General features: G+C 61.4%; 17 protein-coding genes. 12 read left to right on the forward strand and 5 right to left on the reverse strand.

Going from position 1 to position 17,454, the window contains the following annotated elements:
* Positions 1-57: 57 nt before the first annotated feature.
* Together LVY71_RS09905 and LVY71_RS09910 are read right to left on the reverse strand one after the other, a co-directional pair.
* Entirely contained in the window at positions 58-519 is a 462-nt protein-coding gene (locus LVY71_RS09905) for a hypothetical protein (protein ID WP_235099623.1), read from the reverse strand.
* Between the two features lie 164 nt (positions 520-683).
* The gene (locus LVY71_RS09910; protein WP_235099624.1) at positions 684-1,367 is read right to left on the reverse strand and encodes an HAD-IA family hydrolase; all 684 of its coding nucleotides are present in this window, start codon (positions 1,365-1,367) and stop codon (positions 684-686) included.
* 158 nt (positions 1,368-1,525) lie between these two features.
* On the opposite strand from LVY71_RS09910, the gene rpiA reads away from it, so the two are divergent.
* The 6 genes from rpiA (at position 1,526) to LVY71_RS09940 (ending at position 7,928) form a co-directional block, all read left to right on the forward strand.
* A complete protein-coding gene (gene rpiA, locus LVY71_RS09915) occupies positions 1,526-2,236 on the forward strand; it encodes a ribose-5-phosphate isomerase RpiA (protein ID WP_235099625.1) in 711 nt (236 codons plus the stop codon).
* An 11-nt stretch (positions 2,237-2,247) separates the two neighbouring features.
* On the forward strand, positions 2,248-2,760 hold the full coding sequence (locus tag LVY71_RS09920; RefSeq protein ID WP_235099626.1) for a DUF2059 domain-containing protein: 513 nt from the start codon (positions 2,248-2,250) through the stop codon (positions 2,758-2,760).
* A 19-nt stretch (positions 2,761-2,779) separates the two neighbouring features.
* Positions 2,780-4,165, forward strand: coding sequence for a glutathione-disulfide reductase (gene gor / locus LVY71_RS09925; RefSeq protein WP_235099627.1), 1,386 nt, complete (start codon positions 2,780-2,782; stop codon positions 4,163-4,165).
* A gap of 196 nt (positions 4,166-4,361) precedes the next feature.
* Positions 4,362-5,750, forward strand: a complete 1,389-nt coding sequence (locus LVY71_RS09930) for a class II 3-deoxy-7-phosphoheptulonate synthase (protein ID WP_235099628.1) — start codon at positions 4,362-4,364, stop codon at positions 5,748-5,750.
* Positions 5,750-6,118, forward strand: coding sequence for a diacylglycerol kinase (locus LVY71_RS09935; protein WP_235099629.1), 369 nt, complete (start codon positions 5,750-5,752; stop codon positions 6,116-6,118). Before LVY71_RS09930 ends, LVY71_RS09935 begins: the two co-directional genes overlap by 1 nt.
* 55 nt (positions 6,119-6,173) lie before the next feature.
* On the forward strand, positions 6,174-7,928 hold the full coding sequence (locus LVY71_RS09940; RefSeq protein ID WP_235099630.1) for an NAD+ synthase: 1,755 nt from the start codon (positions 6,174-6,176) through the stop codon (positions 7,926-7,928).
* Between the two features lie 3 nt (positions 7,929-7,931).
* On the opposite strand, the gene LVY71_RS09945 is transcribed toward LVY71_RS09940, so the two are convergent.
* Both LVY71_RS09945 and LVY71_RS09950 read right to left on the reverse strand, forming a co-directional pair.
* A complete protein-coding gene (locus tag LVY71_RS09945) occupies positions 7,932-9,059 on the reverse strand; it encodes a DUF2865 domain-containing protein (protein ID WP_235100075.1) in 1,128 nt (375 codons plus the stop codon).
* A 166-nt stretch (positions 9,060-9,225) separates the two neighbouring features.
* Positions 9,226-9,525, reverse strand: coding sequence for a hypothetical protein (locus LVY71_RS09950; RefSeq protein WP_235099631.1), 300 nt, complete (start codon positions 9,523-9,525; stop codon positions 9,226-9,228).
* A 293-nt stretch (positions 9,526-9,818) separates the two neighbouring features.
* Here LVY71_RS09950 and cysS point away from each other — a divergent pair, with 293 nt between their 5' ends.
* The 4 genes from cysS to LVY71_RS09970 all read left to right on the forward strand — a co-directional run bounded on the left by cysS (position 9,819) and on the right by LVY71_RS09970 (position 13,903).
* Positions 9,819-11,231, forward strand: coding sequence for a cysteine--tRNA ligase (gene cysS / locus LVY71_RS09955; protein ID WP_235099632.1), 1,413 nt, complete (start codon positions 9,819-9,821; stop codon positions 11,229-11,231).
* Positions 11,232-11,345: 114 nt separating this feature from the next.
* Positions 11,346-11,870 carry a GNAT family N-acetyltransferase gene (locus tag LVY71_RS09960; protein WP_235099633.1) on the forward strand — a complete coding sequence of 175 codons (525 nt, stop codon included), beginning with the start codon at positions 11,346-11,348 and terminating at the stop codon, positions 11,868-11,870.
* Positions 11,867-13,465, forward strand: coding sequence for a citramalate synthase (gene cimA / locus LVY71_RS09965; protein ID WP_235099634.1), 1,599 nt, complete (start codon positions 11,867-11,869; stop codon positions 13,463-13,465). The genes LVY71_RS09960 and cimA overlap by 4 nt, the downstream gene beginning before the upstream one ends.
* A 48-nt stretch (positions 13,466-13,513) precedes the next feature.
* Positions 13,514-13,903 (forward strand): VOC family protein, encoded by a 390-nt coding sequence (locus tag LVY71_RS09970; protein WP_235099635.1) that lies wholly within the window; start codon positions 13,514-13,516, stop codon positions 13,901-13,903.
* Positions 13,904-13,918: 15 nt separating this feature from the next.
* Here the strand turns inward: LVY71_RS09970 and LVY71_RS09975 are convergent, their stop codons facing one another.
* Positions 13,919-14,524 carry an LOG family protein gene (locus LVY71_RS09975; RefSeq protein WP_235099636.1) on the reverse strand — a complete coding sequence of 202 codons (606 nt, stop codon included), beginning with the start codon at positions 14,522-14,524 and terminating at the stop codon, positions 13,919-13,921.
* A gap of 216 nt (positions 14,525-14,740) precedes the next feature.
* Here LVY71_RS09975 and LVY71_RS09980 point away from each other — a divergent pair, with 216 nt between their 5' ends.
* The gene (locus LVY71_RS09980) at positions 14,741-16,714 is read left to right on the forward strand and encodes an ABCB family ABC transporter ATP-binding protein/permease (protein WP_235099637.1); all 1,974 of its coding nucleotides are present in this window, start codon (positions 14,741-14,743) and stop codon (positions 16,712-16,714) included.
* Between the two features lie 35 nt (positions 16,715-16,749).
* Positions 16,750-17,448 carry a phosphatidylserine decarboxylase gene (locus LVY71_RS09985; RefSeq protein WP_235099638.1) on the forward strand — a complete coding sequence of 233 codons (699 nt, stop codon included), beginning with the start codon at positions 16,750-16,752 and terminating at the stop codon, positions 17,446-17,448.
* The last annotated feature ends 6 nt before the right edge of the window (positions 17,449-17,454 follow it).

Below are 17,454 nucleotides of genomic sequence, written 5' to 3' on the forward strand. Positions count from 1 at the left end.
CCAGCCCTCAATCTAGGCATCATGAGGCGCGGGCACAATGAAATCTGTCTGGGGAACTTAGCGGCCGGGCGGTGGTGGGAACGGCGACGTCGTGTCTTGGGCAGGGGCGTCTGCAGCGGGGGGGGCTTTTGGCCGTTTAGCCTTTGGCGCAGCCGCCTTCGGAGCGGCCTTGCGGCCCTTCGCGACAGGCGCGGCCGGCTGCAATTCGGCATAAACAGGGTTTGGATCGACGACGCTGCTGCCGGGATTTGATGGGTCGCGGATGACCTGAACTGGAACCGTTTCAGGCTGATACTTGGGAAGCGCGAACGTCACCGTAAAATTGTTTTCGGCCGATACGGAAACCGAGCAGGGGGTCTTGCAGCTTTGTCCGGTGGATGTGCGCGCTTCGGCACCGGCCGGCAGCGATTCGAGCTGTACGGTGACGACGGGCGGCGTCGTTTTGAACATGTCGGGCATTGAGAACGACGAGCAGCCCGCCAGGCCAAGGCCCGCCGCGACAACAACAATATTACGCATGATGCATCCGCCAAGTGATGCGGGTTTAGCCGCATAGTCCTCGCGCGAACCTTAGAAGCGTCCTAACCCACGTGCAACTGGTGGAATTGCTCTCGTTAAGAGAGGGTTAATGCCGGATGGAAGATTTGAATCTGACGTGAAAATCTAGACTTATCAATGGCTTGTTATCGTAAAGACCGAAGCCTCAAGTTGTCGATCGCGCCCGGCAATTCGCGCATATGACCAATGACGATATCCGGCTTCAGGTCTGCAATGGGAATCTCGGTATAGCCGAACTCAACTCCGATCACCGGGATGCCGGCGCGCCGTGCGACCCCGACATCGGGGCCGGCATCGCCGACCATGATCGACGCGGAAACTTCGCCTCCGGCCTGTGCGATGGTCTGGCGAAGAATGGCGGGGTCGGGTTTCGAGACACCGAACGTGTCGGCGCCGCAGATCGCGGCAAACCGCTTGGTCATGCCGAGCTTGTCGAGCAGGAGTTTCGAAAGCCCCTCCAGCTTGTTGGTGCAGACCGCGAATCTGAATCCGCGGCCTTCCAGATCGTCGAGCGCTGCAAACAGCCCGTCGAACGGACGCGAGGCGTCGGCGATGTGGGCCTTGTAGTAGCCGATGAAATCCTGGGTGAGCCGATCGATGTCCCGCGCGCTCATAGTGCGGTCGTCCAATTCCAGTCCACGCTCGATCAGCTTGCGTGCACCGGCGCCGATCATGGTGCGCGCCGACGCCATCGGGACCAGCGGCAATCCTTCGCGCTGAAGTACGAAGTTCAGCGCGCTGACCAGATCGGGCGCGGTATCCACCAGCGTGCCGTCGAGATCGAAAACGATCAGAGGAGAGGATGTCATGCCGGATCGCTACCGGGCGCCGGGCGATCATGCAAGCACCAAGGCTGTGGGCATTTCATGTGTTTTTGGGGCAGTTTAGGCAGCAAAATGCGTATCCTTGGCCGCGGAATACGCGCTATATGCCTCGCGTTCCGGAGGTCCGGGCGTTGAGGGTAGTCATGTCGATGGACGATCTGAAAAGACAGGCGGCGGCGCGCGCTCTCGAACAGGTGCGCGACGGCATGAAACTCGGACTCGGTACGGGGTCCACGGCCAAGCATTTCGTTGAGCTGCTCGGCGAGCGCGTGCGCGGAGGATTGAAAGTCATCGGTGTGCCGACGTCTGAAGCGACGCGCGCCGATGCCGAGCGTTGCGGCGTGCCGCTGACGACGCTCGACCAGGTCGACCGGCTCGACCTCACGGTGGACGGCGCCGACGAAATCGATCCCAATCTCGAACTCATCAAGGGCGGGGGCGGGGCGCTGCTGCGCGAAAAGATTGTCGCGGCGGCTTCGGACCGGATGATCGTGATCGCCGACGAGACCAAGTGGGTTCAGACGCTGGGGCGTTTTCCACTTCCGATCGAAGTCATTCCGTTCGGTCTCGGCGCCACCCGCCGCGCCATTGAGATGGTCTTTGCGGAAAATGGCGTTTCCGGGCAAATGGATGTCCGCAAGGCCAAGGACGGCCATGCTTTTGTCACCGATGGCGGCCACTGGATTGTAGATGCTCACCTTGGGCAAATACCGGATTCCCCCAGACTGGCGGCGGCATTGAATTCAATTCCGGGCGTGGTGGAGCATGGCTTGTTTATCGGTCTGGCGCGCGCCGCTGTGCTGGCCGGACCGCAGGGTATTCGTGTTGTTGAGCGGCCATCGCGCCGCAATTGAGGAGAATTGAAATGAAGAAGCTCTTGAACGTGTTGCTGGCGGCCGGTGCGGCGCTGGGCCTGATGCTGGGCAGCGCCACCGCGCAGACGCCGGCTGCGAAACCGCCATCGGCGGCAGCCATCGGCTATGCCAAGGACATTCTGACATCCAAGAATGTCAGCACGATCTATCAGGGCGCAGTCCCGGGCCTCGTGCAACGGACCAAGGACGTGCTGTTGCAGTCCAACCTGAACTACCAGAAGGATCTCAATGAGGTCGCGGTGCAAGTTGCGAAGGATCTCGCCGGCCGCGAAAAGGAAATCGGCGAGGAAATGGCGCGGATTTACGCCACCGTCTTTACCGAGCAGGAGCTGAAGGAGCTTGCCGCGTTCTACAAGTCGCCGCTCGGCACCAAGGTCATTGCGCAGGAGCCGGTGGCATTCAACCAGGCGCGTCAATATATGGACCAGTGGGCGCAGAAGTTCGGCGAAGAAATCAACGGCAAGTTTCGCGCTGAAATGAAGAAGCGCGGCAAAGAGATTTGAGCATTAGCGGACATTCCTGATGGCGGAGCTGGATGTTGACCTGTTCGTGATTGGCGGTGGTTCGGGCGGCGTGCGCGCCGCCCGGATCGCAGCCGGATACGGCGCTAGCGTCCTCGTCGCCGAGGAATACCGGATGGGCGGCACTTGCGTGATCCGCGGGTGCGTTCCGAAGAAGCTGATGGTCTATGCGTCCCATGTTCGTCACGAACTGGACGATGCGGCAGGGTTCGGCTGGACCATTCCGGAAGCAACCTTCGACTGGGCGACCCTGATCGCGAACAAAGACAAGGAAATCGCGAGACTGGAAGCGGCCTACGCGTTCAATGTCGAGAAGGCTGGTGCGAAGATCGTCAAGACCCGCGCGGTGTTTGAGGATGCGCATACGCTGCGGCTTGGCACCGGCGAGACAGTCAAGGCGAAACATGTCCTGATCGCGACCGGCGGCGCGCCCAATCATGGCGATATGATTCCCGGCATCGAGCATGTCATCTCGTCCAACGAAGTGTTTCATCTGCCGCAGCTTCCAAAGCGGATCGTGATTCAGGGCGGCGGCTACATCGCGCTGGAATTCGCCTGCATCTTTGCCGGGCTCGGCTCCGATGTCACGGTGGTCTATCGCGGCGAGAATATCCTGCGCGGCTTCGACAACGATGTGCGCGCGCATGTGCGCAAGGAGATGGAGAAGTCCGGCATTACGGTGCTGACCGGCTGTATCGTCACCAAGGTCGAAAAGCACGGCGAGGCTTTCACGACGCATCTGTCGAGCGGATCGAGCATCGCGTCCGATCAGGTCATGTTTGCCGTCGGCCGGCACCCGAATATCAAGGGCCTTGGACTGGAACAGGCCGGTGTTGAGCTGAACCCGATGAATGGCGGTATCGCGGTTGATGGGTTCTCGCAGACCAATGTGCCGCACATCTACGCGGTGGGCGACGTCACGCATCGCCTGAATCTGACTCCCGTCGCCATCCGGGAGGGGCATGCCTTCGCCGACACCGTGTTCGGCAACCGCCCGACTCGGGTCGATCATGCCAATATTCCGACGGCGGTGTTCACGCAGCCCGAGGTCGGCACGGTCGGGCTGACCGAGGCGGAAGCGCGTGCGCAACATACCCATGTCGACATTTACAAGACCGATTTCCGGTCGCTGAAATCGACGATGTCGGGAAGCGAGTCCCGCGTCATGATGAAGCTGATCGTTGATGCAACCACGGATCGTATCCTCGGCTGCCATATCGTCGGGCCGGAGGCGGGCGAACTGATTCAGATTGTCGGCATCGCGGTGAAGATGAAGGCGACCAAGGCGGACTTCGACGCCACCATGGCGGTCCATCCGACCGCGGCGGAAGAGCTTGTGACGCTTCGCACTCCCAGCGCGCGCCACGTCCGGCAGGCGGCCGAATAGTGGCCTGCACGCCGGTCTGCGGACGGGCCGCGGCCAGCCCCGTCAAGGCCTTAGTCTCCTGAAGGCAGCGCGGAACGACCTCCGGCCGGCCAAGCCCCTGATCCGTCATACCGATTTGCAACTGGCAAGACCGGGACCACCTGTGTATAACCCCCGGCGCTATCACCAGATTGCCGTTTCCTAAGGAGTTTCAGTCATGTCCGAGCGGTGGACGCCCGACAGCTGGCGCAAGAAGCCAGTCCTGCAAGTGCCCGAATATCCCGATGCGAAAGCGTTGGCTGATGTCGAGGCGCAGCTTGCGACGTTTCCGCCGCTGGTTTTCGCAGGTGAAGCGCGCAACTTGAAGAAATCGCTGGCGCGGGTCGCGGCCGGTGAAGCCTTCCTGCTGCAGGGTGGCGATTGCGCCGAGAGCTTCGCCGAGCATGGCGCCAACAACATCCGCGATTTCTTCCGGGTGTTGCTGCAGATGGCCGTGGTGCTGACCTATGCCGGTGCATTGCCGGTGGTGAAGGTCGGCCGTATCGCGGGGCAGTTCGCCAAGCCGCGTTCGTCGCCGACGGAAAAGATCAACGGTGTCGAACTGCCGAGCTATCGCGGCGACATCGTCAACGACATCGCTTTCACGCCTGAAGCGCGCACGCCAGATCCGCAGCGCCAGTTGATGGCTTACCGGCAGTCGGCGGCGACGCTGAACCTGTTGCGGGCGTTCGCAACCGGCGGCTTCGCCAATCTCGGCAGTGTGCATCAGTGGATGCTCGGCTTCCTGAAGGATTCGCCGCAGTCGCGCCGTTACAAGGAACTGGCAGACCGCATTTCCGATGCGCTCAATTTCATGCGGGCTTGCGGTCTCGATCTGGAGAGTCATCCGGAACTGCGCGCGACGGATTTCTACACCAGCCACGAAGCGCTGCTGCTTGGCTATGAGCAGGCGCTTACCCGTGTCGATTCCACAACGGGCGACTGGTACGCGACCTCGGGCCACATGATCTGGATCGGCGATCGCACCCGGCAGCTCGATCACGGTCATGTCGAATATTTCCGTGGCATCAAGAATCCGATCGGCCTGAAGTGCGGCCCGTCGCTGAAGCCCGATGAACTGCTCAAGCTGATCGACGTGCTCAACCCCGACAACGAGCCGGGACGCCTTACGCTGATCAACCGCTTCGGTTCGGACAAGATCGACGCTCACCTGCCGCAATTGATCCGCGCTGTGCAGCGCGAGGGACGCGTGGTGGTCTGGTCGTGCGATCCGATGCACGGCAATACCATCACGTCCACGAGCGGCTACAAGACCCGGCCGTTCGACCGCGTGCTGTCCGAAGTCAAATCGTTCTTCACCATTCATGCGGCTGAAGGCACCCATGCCGGCGGTGTCCATCTGGAGATGACCGGGCAGGACGTCACCGAATGCATCGGCGGTGCGCGCGCGATCACCGACGAGGATCTCAATGACCGCTATCACACGGTCTGCGATCCGCGTCTGAACGCCGAGCAGTCGATCGACATGGCTTTCCTGATTGCCGAACTCCTCAAGCAGGATCGTTCCGGCAAGGTGAAGCCGATGCCGGCCGTCGCGGGGTTCTAATGGTCCGTGTGGTGCTGTCGCGGATGTGGCGCGCCACCATCAATAGCCGGAACGGATTGGCGTTTGCCTTCCGTTCCGAACAGGCTTTCCGCGAGGAGCTTGTCGCGCTGGTTCTGGCTGTGCCGCTGGCGTGGCTGATTGGCGTCACCGCGGCACGCACGATCGAGCTTGTCTTCGTCGTGCTGCTGCTGATGGTGGTCGAGTTGCTCAATACCGCTATCGAGAAGCTGGCGGATCGTCTGACGACGGACCACGATCCGCAGATTGGCCGCGTCAAGGATATGGGATCGGCCGCGGTTGGCGTGACACTGCTTATTGCCGGCGCCACTTGGCTGTTTGCCATCGCTGAACGCATGGGTCTCATTTGATTTATGCTCATATTGAGCAATTGCGAATGTCGCGTCAGCCGGGCTAAAAGCGAGCATGACCCAGTCCACTGAACTCACGATCACGCTCGCGCAGCTCAACCCGGTGGTCGGTGACGTGACCGGCAACGCCGCCAAGGCACGCGCTGCGCGTGCAAAGGCGACAGCCGAGGGTGCCGATCTGCTGGTGCTTCCGGAACTGTTCGTCGCCGGTTATCCCCCCGAAGACCTCGTGCTGAAGCCATCCTTTCAGGCGGCGTGCCGCGCGGAGGTCGAAACATTGGCGCGTGAGACCAGTGACGGCGGCCCCGCGGTGCTGATCGGGACGCCGTGGGTCGAGGACGGCAAGCTCTACAACGCCTGCGCCTTGCTTAACGCGGGTCGCATTGCCGCGCTACGTTTCAAGGTGAATCTTCCGAACTACGGCGTGTTCGACGAGAAGCGTGTGTTCGCGCGCGGGCCGGTGTCAGGACCCCTCACGATCCGCGGGGTGCGGGTCGGCGTTCCGATCTGCGAAGACACGTGGATGGAGGAATCGGCCGAGTACGAAAACGTGGTCGAATGCCTTGCGGAGACTGGGGCGGAAATCCTGATCGTGCCGAATGGCTCACCCTATACGCGCGAGAAGAACGACATGCGGCTGTCGGTCTCTGTCGCGCGGGTGGCGGAAAGCGGATTGCCGCTGATCTATCTCAATCAGGTCGGCGGACAGGACGAGCTGGTGTTCGACGGCTCGTCGTTTGCCTTGAATGCGGATCGTTCGCTGGCATTCCAGTTGCCAGGTTTCGTCGAGAACATCACCACCGTGCGTTGGACGAAAAGCGAGGGCGGCTGGACCTGTAAGGGGCCGGTCACACCGGTGCTCGACGGCGACAGGGGTGACTATGCGGCGTGTGTGCTGGGTCTGCGCGATTATGTGACCAAGACCGGTTTTCCGGGCGTGCTCCTTGGCGTCTCGGGCGGCATCGATTCAGCTCTCTGCGCGGCGATCGCCGTGGACGCGCTTGGCGCGGACAAGGTGCGCGGCATCATGCTGCCGTTCCGGTTCACGGCTCAGGAGTCGCTTGATGATGCCGCCAAGCTGACCGGGGCGCTTGGCATCAAGTACGACGTGCTGCCGATTGCGCCCGCCGTGCAAGGTCTTGAAGAGATATTGAAGCCGGCCTTCGCGGGGCGGGAACGCGACGTCACGGAAGAAAATCTGCAGGCCCGCACACGCGGCGTGCTGTTGATGGCTATTTCCAACAAGTTCGGCTCGATGCTGGTGACCACCGGCAACAAGTCGGAGATGTCGGTAGGATATGCCACCCTCTACGGCGACATGAACGGCGGCTACAATCCAATCAAGGACATCTACAAGACAGAGGTGTTCCGGTTGTCCACCTTGCGCAATTCATGGAAGCCGGACGGCGCGCTTGGACCTGCGGGCGAAGTCATTCCGCCGAACATCATCACGCGGCCGCCCACGGCGGAGTTGCGCGAGAACCAGACCGACCAGGACTCGCTGCCGCCTTACGATATGCTCGATGCCATTCTGGAACGGCTGGTGGAGCGTGAGGAGCCACTGGCGTCGATCGTGGCGGAAGGGTTCGACCGCGACATCGTTACGCGTATCGATCGGCTGCTGAACATTGCCGAATACAAACGCCGGCAGGCTGCGCCCGGCGTGAAGGTGACGCGCAAGAACTTCGGCCGCGACCGCCGCTATCCGATCGTCAACAAGTTCCGCGACACAGGAACGCCGCCGGCTCCGCCCGATCATTCGCTGGTGACGCGATCCGTCCGTGGATCGGCTGAGGCTTTCGAAGGCTGAAAATTATCTCGCCGGAATGAATGTCGGGCCGACCGAACGGATCGGTCTGTCGCCGGAGGCAGAGGCATCTGCCGCCGGTGCCGCAGGGGCTGCGCCGGTCGGCAACGGTTGTGCACCGGCAGGGGCTGTCACAGCGCCCTTCTTCTGTGCCGCCGCAGGCCCGCGGGCAGGCTGTGACATGCGTTTCGAACTCTCGTCGGTCACGATGATGTCGCCCTGCTGCGCGGCGGCGGCCTTGTCGTCGATGTTCTTCAGTGCGTCGGACCATGTCTGCCCGACCGCCTTGCAGCTGCACGACTTGTCGAAGCTCTGCCGATATTTGAATGCGTTGGGTGACTGTGAATAGGGCTGGCCGTTGATCGAGACCGCCTGATTCATGTCTTCGCCGGGATTACGATAGGTGAACAGCGTTGCATCCGAGGCCGGGCAGAGGCTCTTGCAGACCCGCTCGTCATCCGGAAAGCGGCTCGGCACGGTGGCGAAGGAAATCGGGAAGTAGAAACCGTCGCAGCTTCTCGCGCAGACGGTACGATAGGTGCCGGACGCGGCTCCGTTGTCGAGCGGTCCGCCGCCTTGGTTGCTGTTGCCGCCGAACAGGTTTTCGAGGAAACCGCCGCCGCTGTTGCGCAGCATGCCGGCATATTGCGGACCGCAATTGTTCTGCGCGAGGGCCATCAGAACCGAGCGGCGCTGGTTGTCACGATCGGGGCTGCCCGCACCGCCGCGCAGCCGCTCAAGATTGGTGGTGATCTGGTCGAGGTTCGAGCGCATCTGCTGGATTTGCGTGTTGATCGGACCGCACTGCGCCGACTGCCCGCTGAACAGCGAGAAAAATCCCGAGCTGTCGCAACCCTGGCGTTTGGCTTGTCCTTGCACACGCTCAAGCTCGGATTGCTGCCGGCCCTGGGCTTCTTCGTAACGCCGGATCTGGTCGGCCTTGGCGGGATCGCCACCGACGCCACCGGAATCGATCGCGGACAATTGCCCGACCAGCCGCTGGCAGATCGGATTGGCGCCGCCCGGCTGCTGACCCGGCGGAAATCCCTGTGCAACCGCGCCATGGCTCAGCGCAGCCGCGCTCACAAGCGCGGCGCTGGCAACGATCCATCGCAAATGAAAGAAATTCGGCAAGCTGTCACGATCCGGCTGGCTGACCGCGGCGCGGCCGACATCGCTCACATACTAGCTTCCGGCGGCGAGGTCACGTCGATTTACGGGCCGAGATAAGGCAGACAATCGTGACGAAAAGAAGCCTTGGTCTTGTCCGGGCAACGGGTCTTCGGGAACCGCTGCAGCTTCAACGCTGGCAGGTGATAGCGATGTATTCGCTGTTGCCATATGGACTGCCGGTCGATGCCGGGATTGCGCCGGTCACTTCATCCGGATCGACGCGGCGGTAGCCGGTGGCCTGTGCAAATTCGCGTGACTGGCAATAGGCCCGCGCAGCCGGCGCGCCGCAGCGTTCGCCCTTGGCAAGGCATTCATCGACGCCATAGCCATCCGGCTGGTTCGCCACAATGAACACGCGGCTGTCGGCGTAGCTTTCGGTTGCCAGGATCACAAAGACACAGGCGGTCAGCGTGGACACGAATCGCATGGATGCACCGGATCGGGGAGGGCGAGTGCTTACATCAATAAGCCCGAACGGTTAAGAATGATTAAGGACGGCAATTTCAGGGCGGCAAACGCTTAAGGACATCCCGAAAATAGCCGTCTGATCACCTTGACGCGGTCCCCCCGGCTGGACCATTGTGCGGCCCATGAACGGTTCTCGCTCCATTTTCGGCATCTGCCGCGAGATTATTAGCTAGCGATTCGCTGGCTGGAGCCGTCTTTTCTCAATCGAGATCATGGGACGACCCGGCCGCAAGGCAAGGGATTGTATTTTCCATGGAGCTGAAGCTCTACGACACGCTGACAAAGGACAAGCAGCCGTTCCGGCCGCTCGATTCGAACAATGTGCGCATGTATGTGTGCGGGCCGACGGTCTATGACTTCGCCCATATCGGCAATGCGCGACCTGTCATCGTGTTCGATGTGCTGTTCCGGCTGCTGCGCCATGTTTATGGCGAAAGCCACGTCAAATACGTGCGCAACATCACCGACGTGGACGACAAGATCAACGACCGCGCGCTGCGCGATTATCCTGGCCTGCCGCTGAACGAAGCCATTCGGAAGGTCACAGAGCAGACCGAGTGGCAGTTTCACGACGATGTAGATGCGCTGGGTTGTCTGCGACCGACGGTCGAGCCGCGCGCGACCGAGCATGTTGCGGAAATGCGCGCGATCATCGAGAAACTGATCAAAAACGGCAACGCCTATGTCGAGCAGGACCACGTCCTGTTCAAGGTGGCATCCGATCCGAACTACGGAAAGCTCGCGCGGCGCTCGCTCGACGAGATGCTGGCCGGTGCGCGCGTCGATGTCGCGCCCTACAAGCACGATGCAATGGACTTCGTGCTGTGGAAGCCATCGAAGCCGGGAGAGCCGTCATGGCCGTCGCCGGGCGGCATCAAGCCCGAAGGCCGTCCGGGCTGGCATATCGAATGCTCGGCGATGGCATGGAAGCATCTCGGCGAACAGTTTGACATTCACGGCGGCGGCATCGATCTGGTGTTTCCGCATCACGAGAATGAACTCGCGCAATCATGCTGCGCGTTTCACGAAGCGCGGATGGCGAATGTCTGGATGCACAACGGCTTCCTGCAGGTCGAAGGCGAGAAGATGTCGAAGAGCCTCGGCAACTTCGTCACGATCAGGGAGTTGCTGACAGGCTGGCGGGGGCGTTCATGGCCCGGCGACGCACTGCGGTTTGCGATGATGCAGACGCACTATCGTTCGCCGATCGACTGGTCACTCGTATTGTGCGACAACGCATTTAATACGCTGAAGGATTTTTTCAGCGTCGCTGCGGCAACGACGTCGGAAAATCCGCCTGCGTCCATTGTCGAAGCGCTGGCCGACGATCTGAATACACCCAAAGTCATCGCTGAACTACACGCGTTACGCAGGCAGGTCCGGAGCACCGGCGATGAGGCTTCGGTGGCGCTTGGCGATGCACTTGCATTTCTGGGGCTCGATGCGGAGCGTTTCTCCGCATGGGTGGCAAAGGCCGATGCCAGCGTTTTGTCCGGTGCAGGAAAGGTCGACGATCTAATCGCCGCACGTGCAGCCGCTCGCGCGCGAAAAGACTTCAAGGAGTCCGACCGGCTTCGCGACGAACTCGCGGCGAGAGGAATCGTGCTGAAAGACGGCAAGGATGTAGATGGAAACCCCGTCACCACATGGGAGATCGCGCGATGACAAAACCCGACACGCCGTTTCCGAAACACTGGCGTTATTACATCGTAGTGAAATGGCTTGTGATCGCGGCGGCCGTCGTGATCGCGCTCAGGCTGTTCGGAGTGTTTTGACGCGATGGGCCAATCCGTTCCCAAAGTCGGCCTGCGGCCGTTTCTCCCGGAGGATACGCCGGTGCTTGCGGCGATCTTCGTCGCCAGCATCGATGAATTGGCCGAGGAGGATTATTCGGACGCGCAGCGCGAGGCCTGGGCCAGCGCTGCGGAGGACGAGGGCAAATTCGGCAAGCGGCTCGCCGGCCAGCTTACGCTGGTAGCAACCATTGAAAGTTCACCCGTCGGATTCGCGTCGCTGAAAGGCAAGGATCACCTGGACCTGCTTTACGTGCATCCGGGTTTTGCGCGGCAGGGCGTCGCCACCGCACTGTGCGACGCACTGGAGAAGCTCGCGGCCGCGCGCGGTGCGACGGCGCTGACGGTCGAAGCGAGCGACACCGCCGAGCCGTTTTTCGTTCAGCGGGGTTACGCTGGCCAGCAGCGCAGCACGATAACGGTGGGCGACGAGTGGCTCGCCAACACCACAATGAAAAAATCCCTCGGCGGCGACGCGCCCCGAGGCGAGATGCCGGGAAGGCCATCATGAGTCGCGAGCGCCTTTATCTGTTCGATACCACGCTGCGCGATGGCGCGCAGACCAATGGCGTCGACTTTACGCTGCATGACAAGCAGATCATTGCCGATATGCTCGACGATCTCGGGATCGACTATATCGAGGGCGGCTATCCCGGCGCCAATCCGTCGGACACGGAATTCTTTGCGGCCAAGCCGAAGTTCGATCACGCGAAATTCACGGCGTTCGGCATGACGCGCCGTCCCGGCCGTTCCGCCTCGAACGACCCGGGGCTCGCGGCGCTGATCGAAGCCAAGGCGGACGCAATCTGCTTCGTGGCGAAATCCTCCGAGTATCAGGTGCGGGTGGCGCTCGAGACCACCAACGAGGAAAACCTTGCCTCGATCCGTGACAGCGTGGGGGCCGCGAAAGCCGCCGGTCGTGAAGTGATGCTCGACTGCGAGCATTTTTTCGACGGCTACAAGGAAAATCCGCAGTTCGCGCTATCGTGCGCGAAGGCAGCGTATGACTCCGGTGCGCGCTGGGTGGTGCTGTGCGACACCAACGGCGGCACCATGCCGAATGAGATCGAGGCCATCGTTGGTGACGTGGTCAAACACATCCCCGGTGACCACGTCGGCATCCACACACATAACGACACTGAGCAGGCGGTGGCGAATTCGCTGGCCGCGGTGCGCGCAGGCGCGCGGCAGATTCAGGGCGCGCTGAACGGTCTTGGTGAACGCTGCGGCAACGCCAACCTCTGTTCGCTGATTCCGACGCTGAAGCTGAAGGAGGAATTCGCTGACAGGTTCGAGATCGGTGTGTCGGAGGACAAGCTCGCGACCTTGGTTCATGCCTCGCGCGCGCTGGACAATATCCTTAATCGCGCGCCGGATCGTCACGCGCCGTATGTTGGCGAGAGCGCATTCGTCACCAAGACCGGCATTCACGCCTCCGCCGTGCTGAAAGACCCGCACACCTACGAGCACATCGCGCCGGAAGCGGTCGGCAATCACCGCAAGGTGCTGGTGTCCGATCAGGCCGGGCGTTCCAATGTGATTGCTGAACTCGAACGCGCAGGCATTCCGTTCGACAGGAACGATCCGAAGCTGACGCGGCTTGTTGAGGAGATGAAGGAAAGGGAAGCCGCCGGTTATGCCTACGAGTCGGCGGATGCGTCATTCGATCTGCTGGCGCGGCGCACGCTCGGCAAGGTGCCGGATTATTTCAAGGTCGTGCAGTTCGATGTCAATGTCGAGCAGCGTTACAACGCGCTGGCCCAGCGCGTCACGGTGGCGATGGCGGTCGTAAAGGTCGACGTCGATGGTGAGATGCTCATTTCGGCCGCGGAAGGCAATGGCCCTGTCAATGCGCTCGACGTTGCCCTGCGAAAGGATCTCGGCAAGTACCAGAAATATATTGAGGGCCTGAAGCTAGCCGACTACCGCGTGCGTATCCTGAATGGAGGTACTGAAGCGGTGACGCGGGTGCTGATTGAGAGCGAGGATGAGGCCGGCGAACGCTGGACCACGATTGGCGTCTCGCCCAATATCATCGATGCGTCGTTCCAGGCGCTGATGGATTCGGTGATCTACAAGCTGGTGAAGTCGAATGCGCCCGCGTAGCGCACGGTTTTCAGAGCAGGCCGTGCGCAGGTTGAGAGGGGAAGCTCGATGATCGATCACATATCCGTCGGTGTAGCCGATCTAGAACGATCCGCGCGTTTTTACGAAACGGTGTTCGCGCCGCTTGGATTGAAAAAGCTTGTCGCGCTGCCCGGAACGGTCGGGTTCGGAAAGGATTATCCGGAATTCTGGATCAACCTGCGCGAGGGTATGAAGCCCATGCCGCCAGAAAGCGGCTCGCACATCTGTTTTCGCGCAAGAACAACAGCCGATGTCGAGGCGTTTCATGCGGCCGCGTTGAAGACAGGCGGCGCCGACGACGGTCCGCCCGGTTTGCGTCCACATTACAGCGTGAAATACTTCGCGGCCTTTGTCGCCGATCCTGACGGCAACCGCATCGAGGTGGTGACGTTCCTGAAGGATGCTCCGCCGACGTGATGTGAGGCTGGCTGCCTACAATCGGCTCGCGACCTTCTCGTCCATCAGCTTGGCGGACTCGGAGATCTGCGCCGCCGCCTTCTGCAACGTCGGGAGAATATCCTCGACGCGATCGGCAGTCAGAACGTCCACCCACAGGTTGGCGCGAATGAACGCCGTCTGCTTCATGTGATCGATCAGCACGAGCAGGGGATTCCAGAATCCGTCGATGTTGGCGAGCAGGATTGGCTTACTGTGGCGGCCGAGCTGCGACCATGTCATCTGCTCGACCAGTTCTTCCAGCGTGCCGACGCCTCCCGGAAACGCCACGAAGGCGTCGGAATGTTCGAACATCAGTTGCTTGCGCTCGTGCATGTCCTTGGTGACGATCAGCTCCTGCGCTTCTTTCAGCACGTGCTCGCGTTTGGTCAGGAATGTCGGGATGATGCCGGTGACTTTTCCGCCGTTGTCGAGCGCGCCGGCCGCCACGGCACCCATCAAGCCAATCGAGCCGCCGCCGTAAACCAGGCCGATGCCGCTGTTGGCGAGGGTCTTGCCGAAGGCTGTCGCCGCCTTGACGAATTCGGGGTTGGTACCAGGGCCGGAACCGCAATAGACGCAGACGTTCTTGATTGTACTCATATGAGGCGATGTGGCATCGCAATGCGACATCGTCAAGACGACCTCTTGCGGTGCAAGGTCGATAGTTTCGCAGAACTGGCATTTCAGGAAAAGAATTGCCTTGGGGAAGGGTGCGAAAAGCACTGAAACCCTCTATATGACGGCGATGACCGCAATCGCAAAAACACGTCCGGCGCACCATTTGGCCGCGTGTGGCCTCAAGGTGACTGACGTTTAATGGCCGACCTCTATCCCGCCGATCCAGCCGAGGCATTGCACGACGCGCCGCCGCCGAGAGCCCCGGACGTCAATGCCGAGAAGGCGACGCTGTTCGGAACGCTTGCGCATCTGTGGCCTTACATCTGGCCGGGCGAGCGCGCCGACCTCAAGATGCGTGTCGTCTGGTCGATGGTGCTGCTGCTGGTCGCCAAGGCCGCGACGCTGTTCGTCCCTTTCACCTTCAAGTGGGCCGTCGATGCCCTGACCGGCGCTGACACCGCGCCGGTCCAGTCGTCGAACTGGGCATTGTGGCTGATCGCGTCGCCGTTGATCATGACGTTGAGCTACGGCGCCATTCGCATCCTCATGATGGTGCTGACGCAGTGGCGCGACGGCATCTTCGCCAGCGTCGCGATGCACGCGGTGCGCCGGCTCGCCTATCTCACCTTCGTCCACATGCATGAACTGTCGCTGCGCTTCCATCTCGAGCGCAAAACTGGCGGCCTGACCCGTGTGCTGGAGCGGGGTCGGACGGGCATCGAGACCATGGTGCGCATGGTGATCCTTCAGCTTGCGCCAACCATCGTCGAACTGGTGCTGATGATGGGTGTGCTGCTGTGGCAGTTCGACTGGCGCTATGTGTTGGTGACGTTCGTCACCGTCGTTATCTACATGCTCTTCACCTATTACGCGACGGAATGGCGGATCGAGATTCGGCGCCGGATGAACGATTCTGACACCGAGGCAAACACCAAGGCGATCGACTCGCTGCTCAACTATGAGACGGTGAAGTATTTCAGCGCCGAGGAGCGTGAAGCGGGGCGCTACGACAAATCCATGGCTCGCTATGAGCGCGCCAGCGTGAGCACCTATACCTCGCTCGCGCTGCTGAATACCGGGCAGGCGGTGATCTTCACCTTCGGTCTTACCGCGACGATGCTGATGTGCGCGATGGGCGTGCGCAACGGCACCAACACCGTGGGTGATTTCGTCATGGTCAACGCCATGATGATCCAGCTATACCAGCCGCTGAACTTCATGGGCATGGTCTACCGGGAAATCAAACAGGCCATCATCGACATCGAGAAGATGTTCGGAGTGCTGTCGAAAAATCCCGAAGTCAAGGACATCCCAGGCGCGCCGCCGCTGCAGGTGTCTGCCGGCACTGTGCGCTTTGAAGACGTGAAGTTTTCCTACGATCGCGAGCGGCCCATTCTGAAGGGGCTGAGCTTCGAAGTGCCCGCCGGCAAGACGGTCGCCATCGTCGGCCCGTCCGGTGCCGGCAAGTCCACGATTTCGCGGTTGCTGTTCCGGCTTTACGATGTCAGCGGCGGCAGGATCACCATCGACGGACAGAATATCCGCGATGTCACGCAGGCGTCGCTGCGCGCATCCATTGGCATGGTGCCGCAGGACACTGTGCTGTTCAACGACACCATCCGCTACAACATCCGCTACGGACGCTGGGACGCAAGCGATGCGGAAGTGGAGGCGGCTGCGGCAATGGCGCAGATCGACGGCTTCATCCGCATGTCGCCGCACGGCTACGAGACGGAAGTCGGCGAGCGCGGGTTGAAACTGTCGGGTGGAGAGAAGCAGCGCGTCGCGATTGCGCGCACGATATTGAAGGCGCCGCCTATCCTCGTGCTCGACGAGGCCACATCGGCGCTCGACAGCCACACTGAACAGGAAATCCAGGACGAACTGGAGAAGGTGTCGCGCGGCCGTACGTCGCTGGTGATTGCGCACCGGCTGTCCACCATTGTGGGCGCCGATGAAATCATCGTACTGGATCAGGGCCGCATTGCCGAGCGCGGCACCCATTCACAGCTTCTGACGGCGAACGGCCTTTACGCCAGCATGTGGAACAGGCAACGTGAGGCTCAGGAAGCGCGGGAAAAGCTGGCCATGATGGCCGACGAGAACATCGCGCCCAATCGCGTGCCGCCGCCGGTCGATGATCCGTTGGCAGCGCCGGAAGCCGCCGAATAATTTAGGTCACGTTTTAACCGCAGGTCTGAGAACTTATGTCTGTCGTGAAGTCCATCCGCGATCAAATTCCACCGATCCATCCGGAAGGCTACCCGTTCATCGGCGCCTTTGCCTTCGCCAGCCTGATCCTGTTCTGGATCTGGACACCGCTGGGCTGGATCGGATGCGGGCTGACAGTATGGTGCGCGCTGTTCTTCCGCGACCCCGTGCGCGTGACTCCGGTTCGCGAGGGCATTGTGGTGTCGCCGGCCGATGGCCGCGTATCGATGGTGGTGCAGGCCGTGCCGCCTGCAGAGCTCGGCCTCGGCGACACGCCGCTGCCGCGCATCTCGATTTTCATGAGCGTGTTCAACTGTCACGTGAACCGCAGCCCGGTGGCGGGCCGCGTCGATCGCATCGCCTATCGCCCCGGCAAGTTTCTCAATGCCGATCTCGACAAGGCGAGCGAGGACAACGAGCGCAACTCGCTGGTGATCTCGACTCCGGCCGGCCGGATCGGCGTTATCCAGATCGCGGGGCTTGTGGCCCGCCGCATCGTGTCGTTTGTGAAAGAGGGCCAGGTTCTGGGGGCGGGCGAGCGGTTCGGGCTGATCCGTTTCGGCTCGCGGCTCGACGTTTTCCTTCCGGAAGGTGCCAAGGCGCTGGTGTCGGAGGGCCAGACGGCAATTGCAGGCGAGACCGTACTGGCCGATTTCAAGCTCGGCGACGGTGGCCGCAGCTACCGGGTGGATTAACCACGC

The organism is Bradyrhizobium sp. G127 (assembly GCF_021502575.1).
GTDB lineage: Bacteria > Pseudomonadota > Alphaproteobacteria > Rhizobiales > Xanthobacteraceae > Afipia.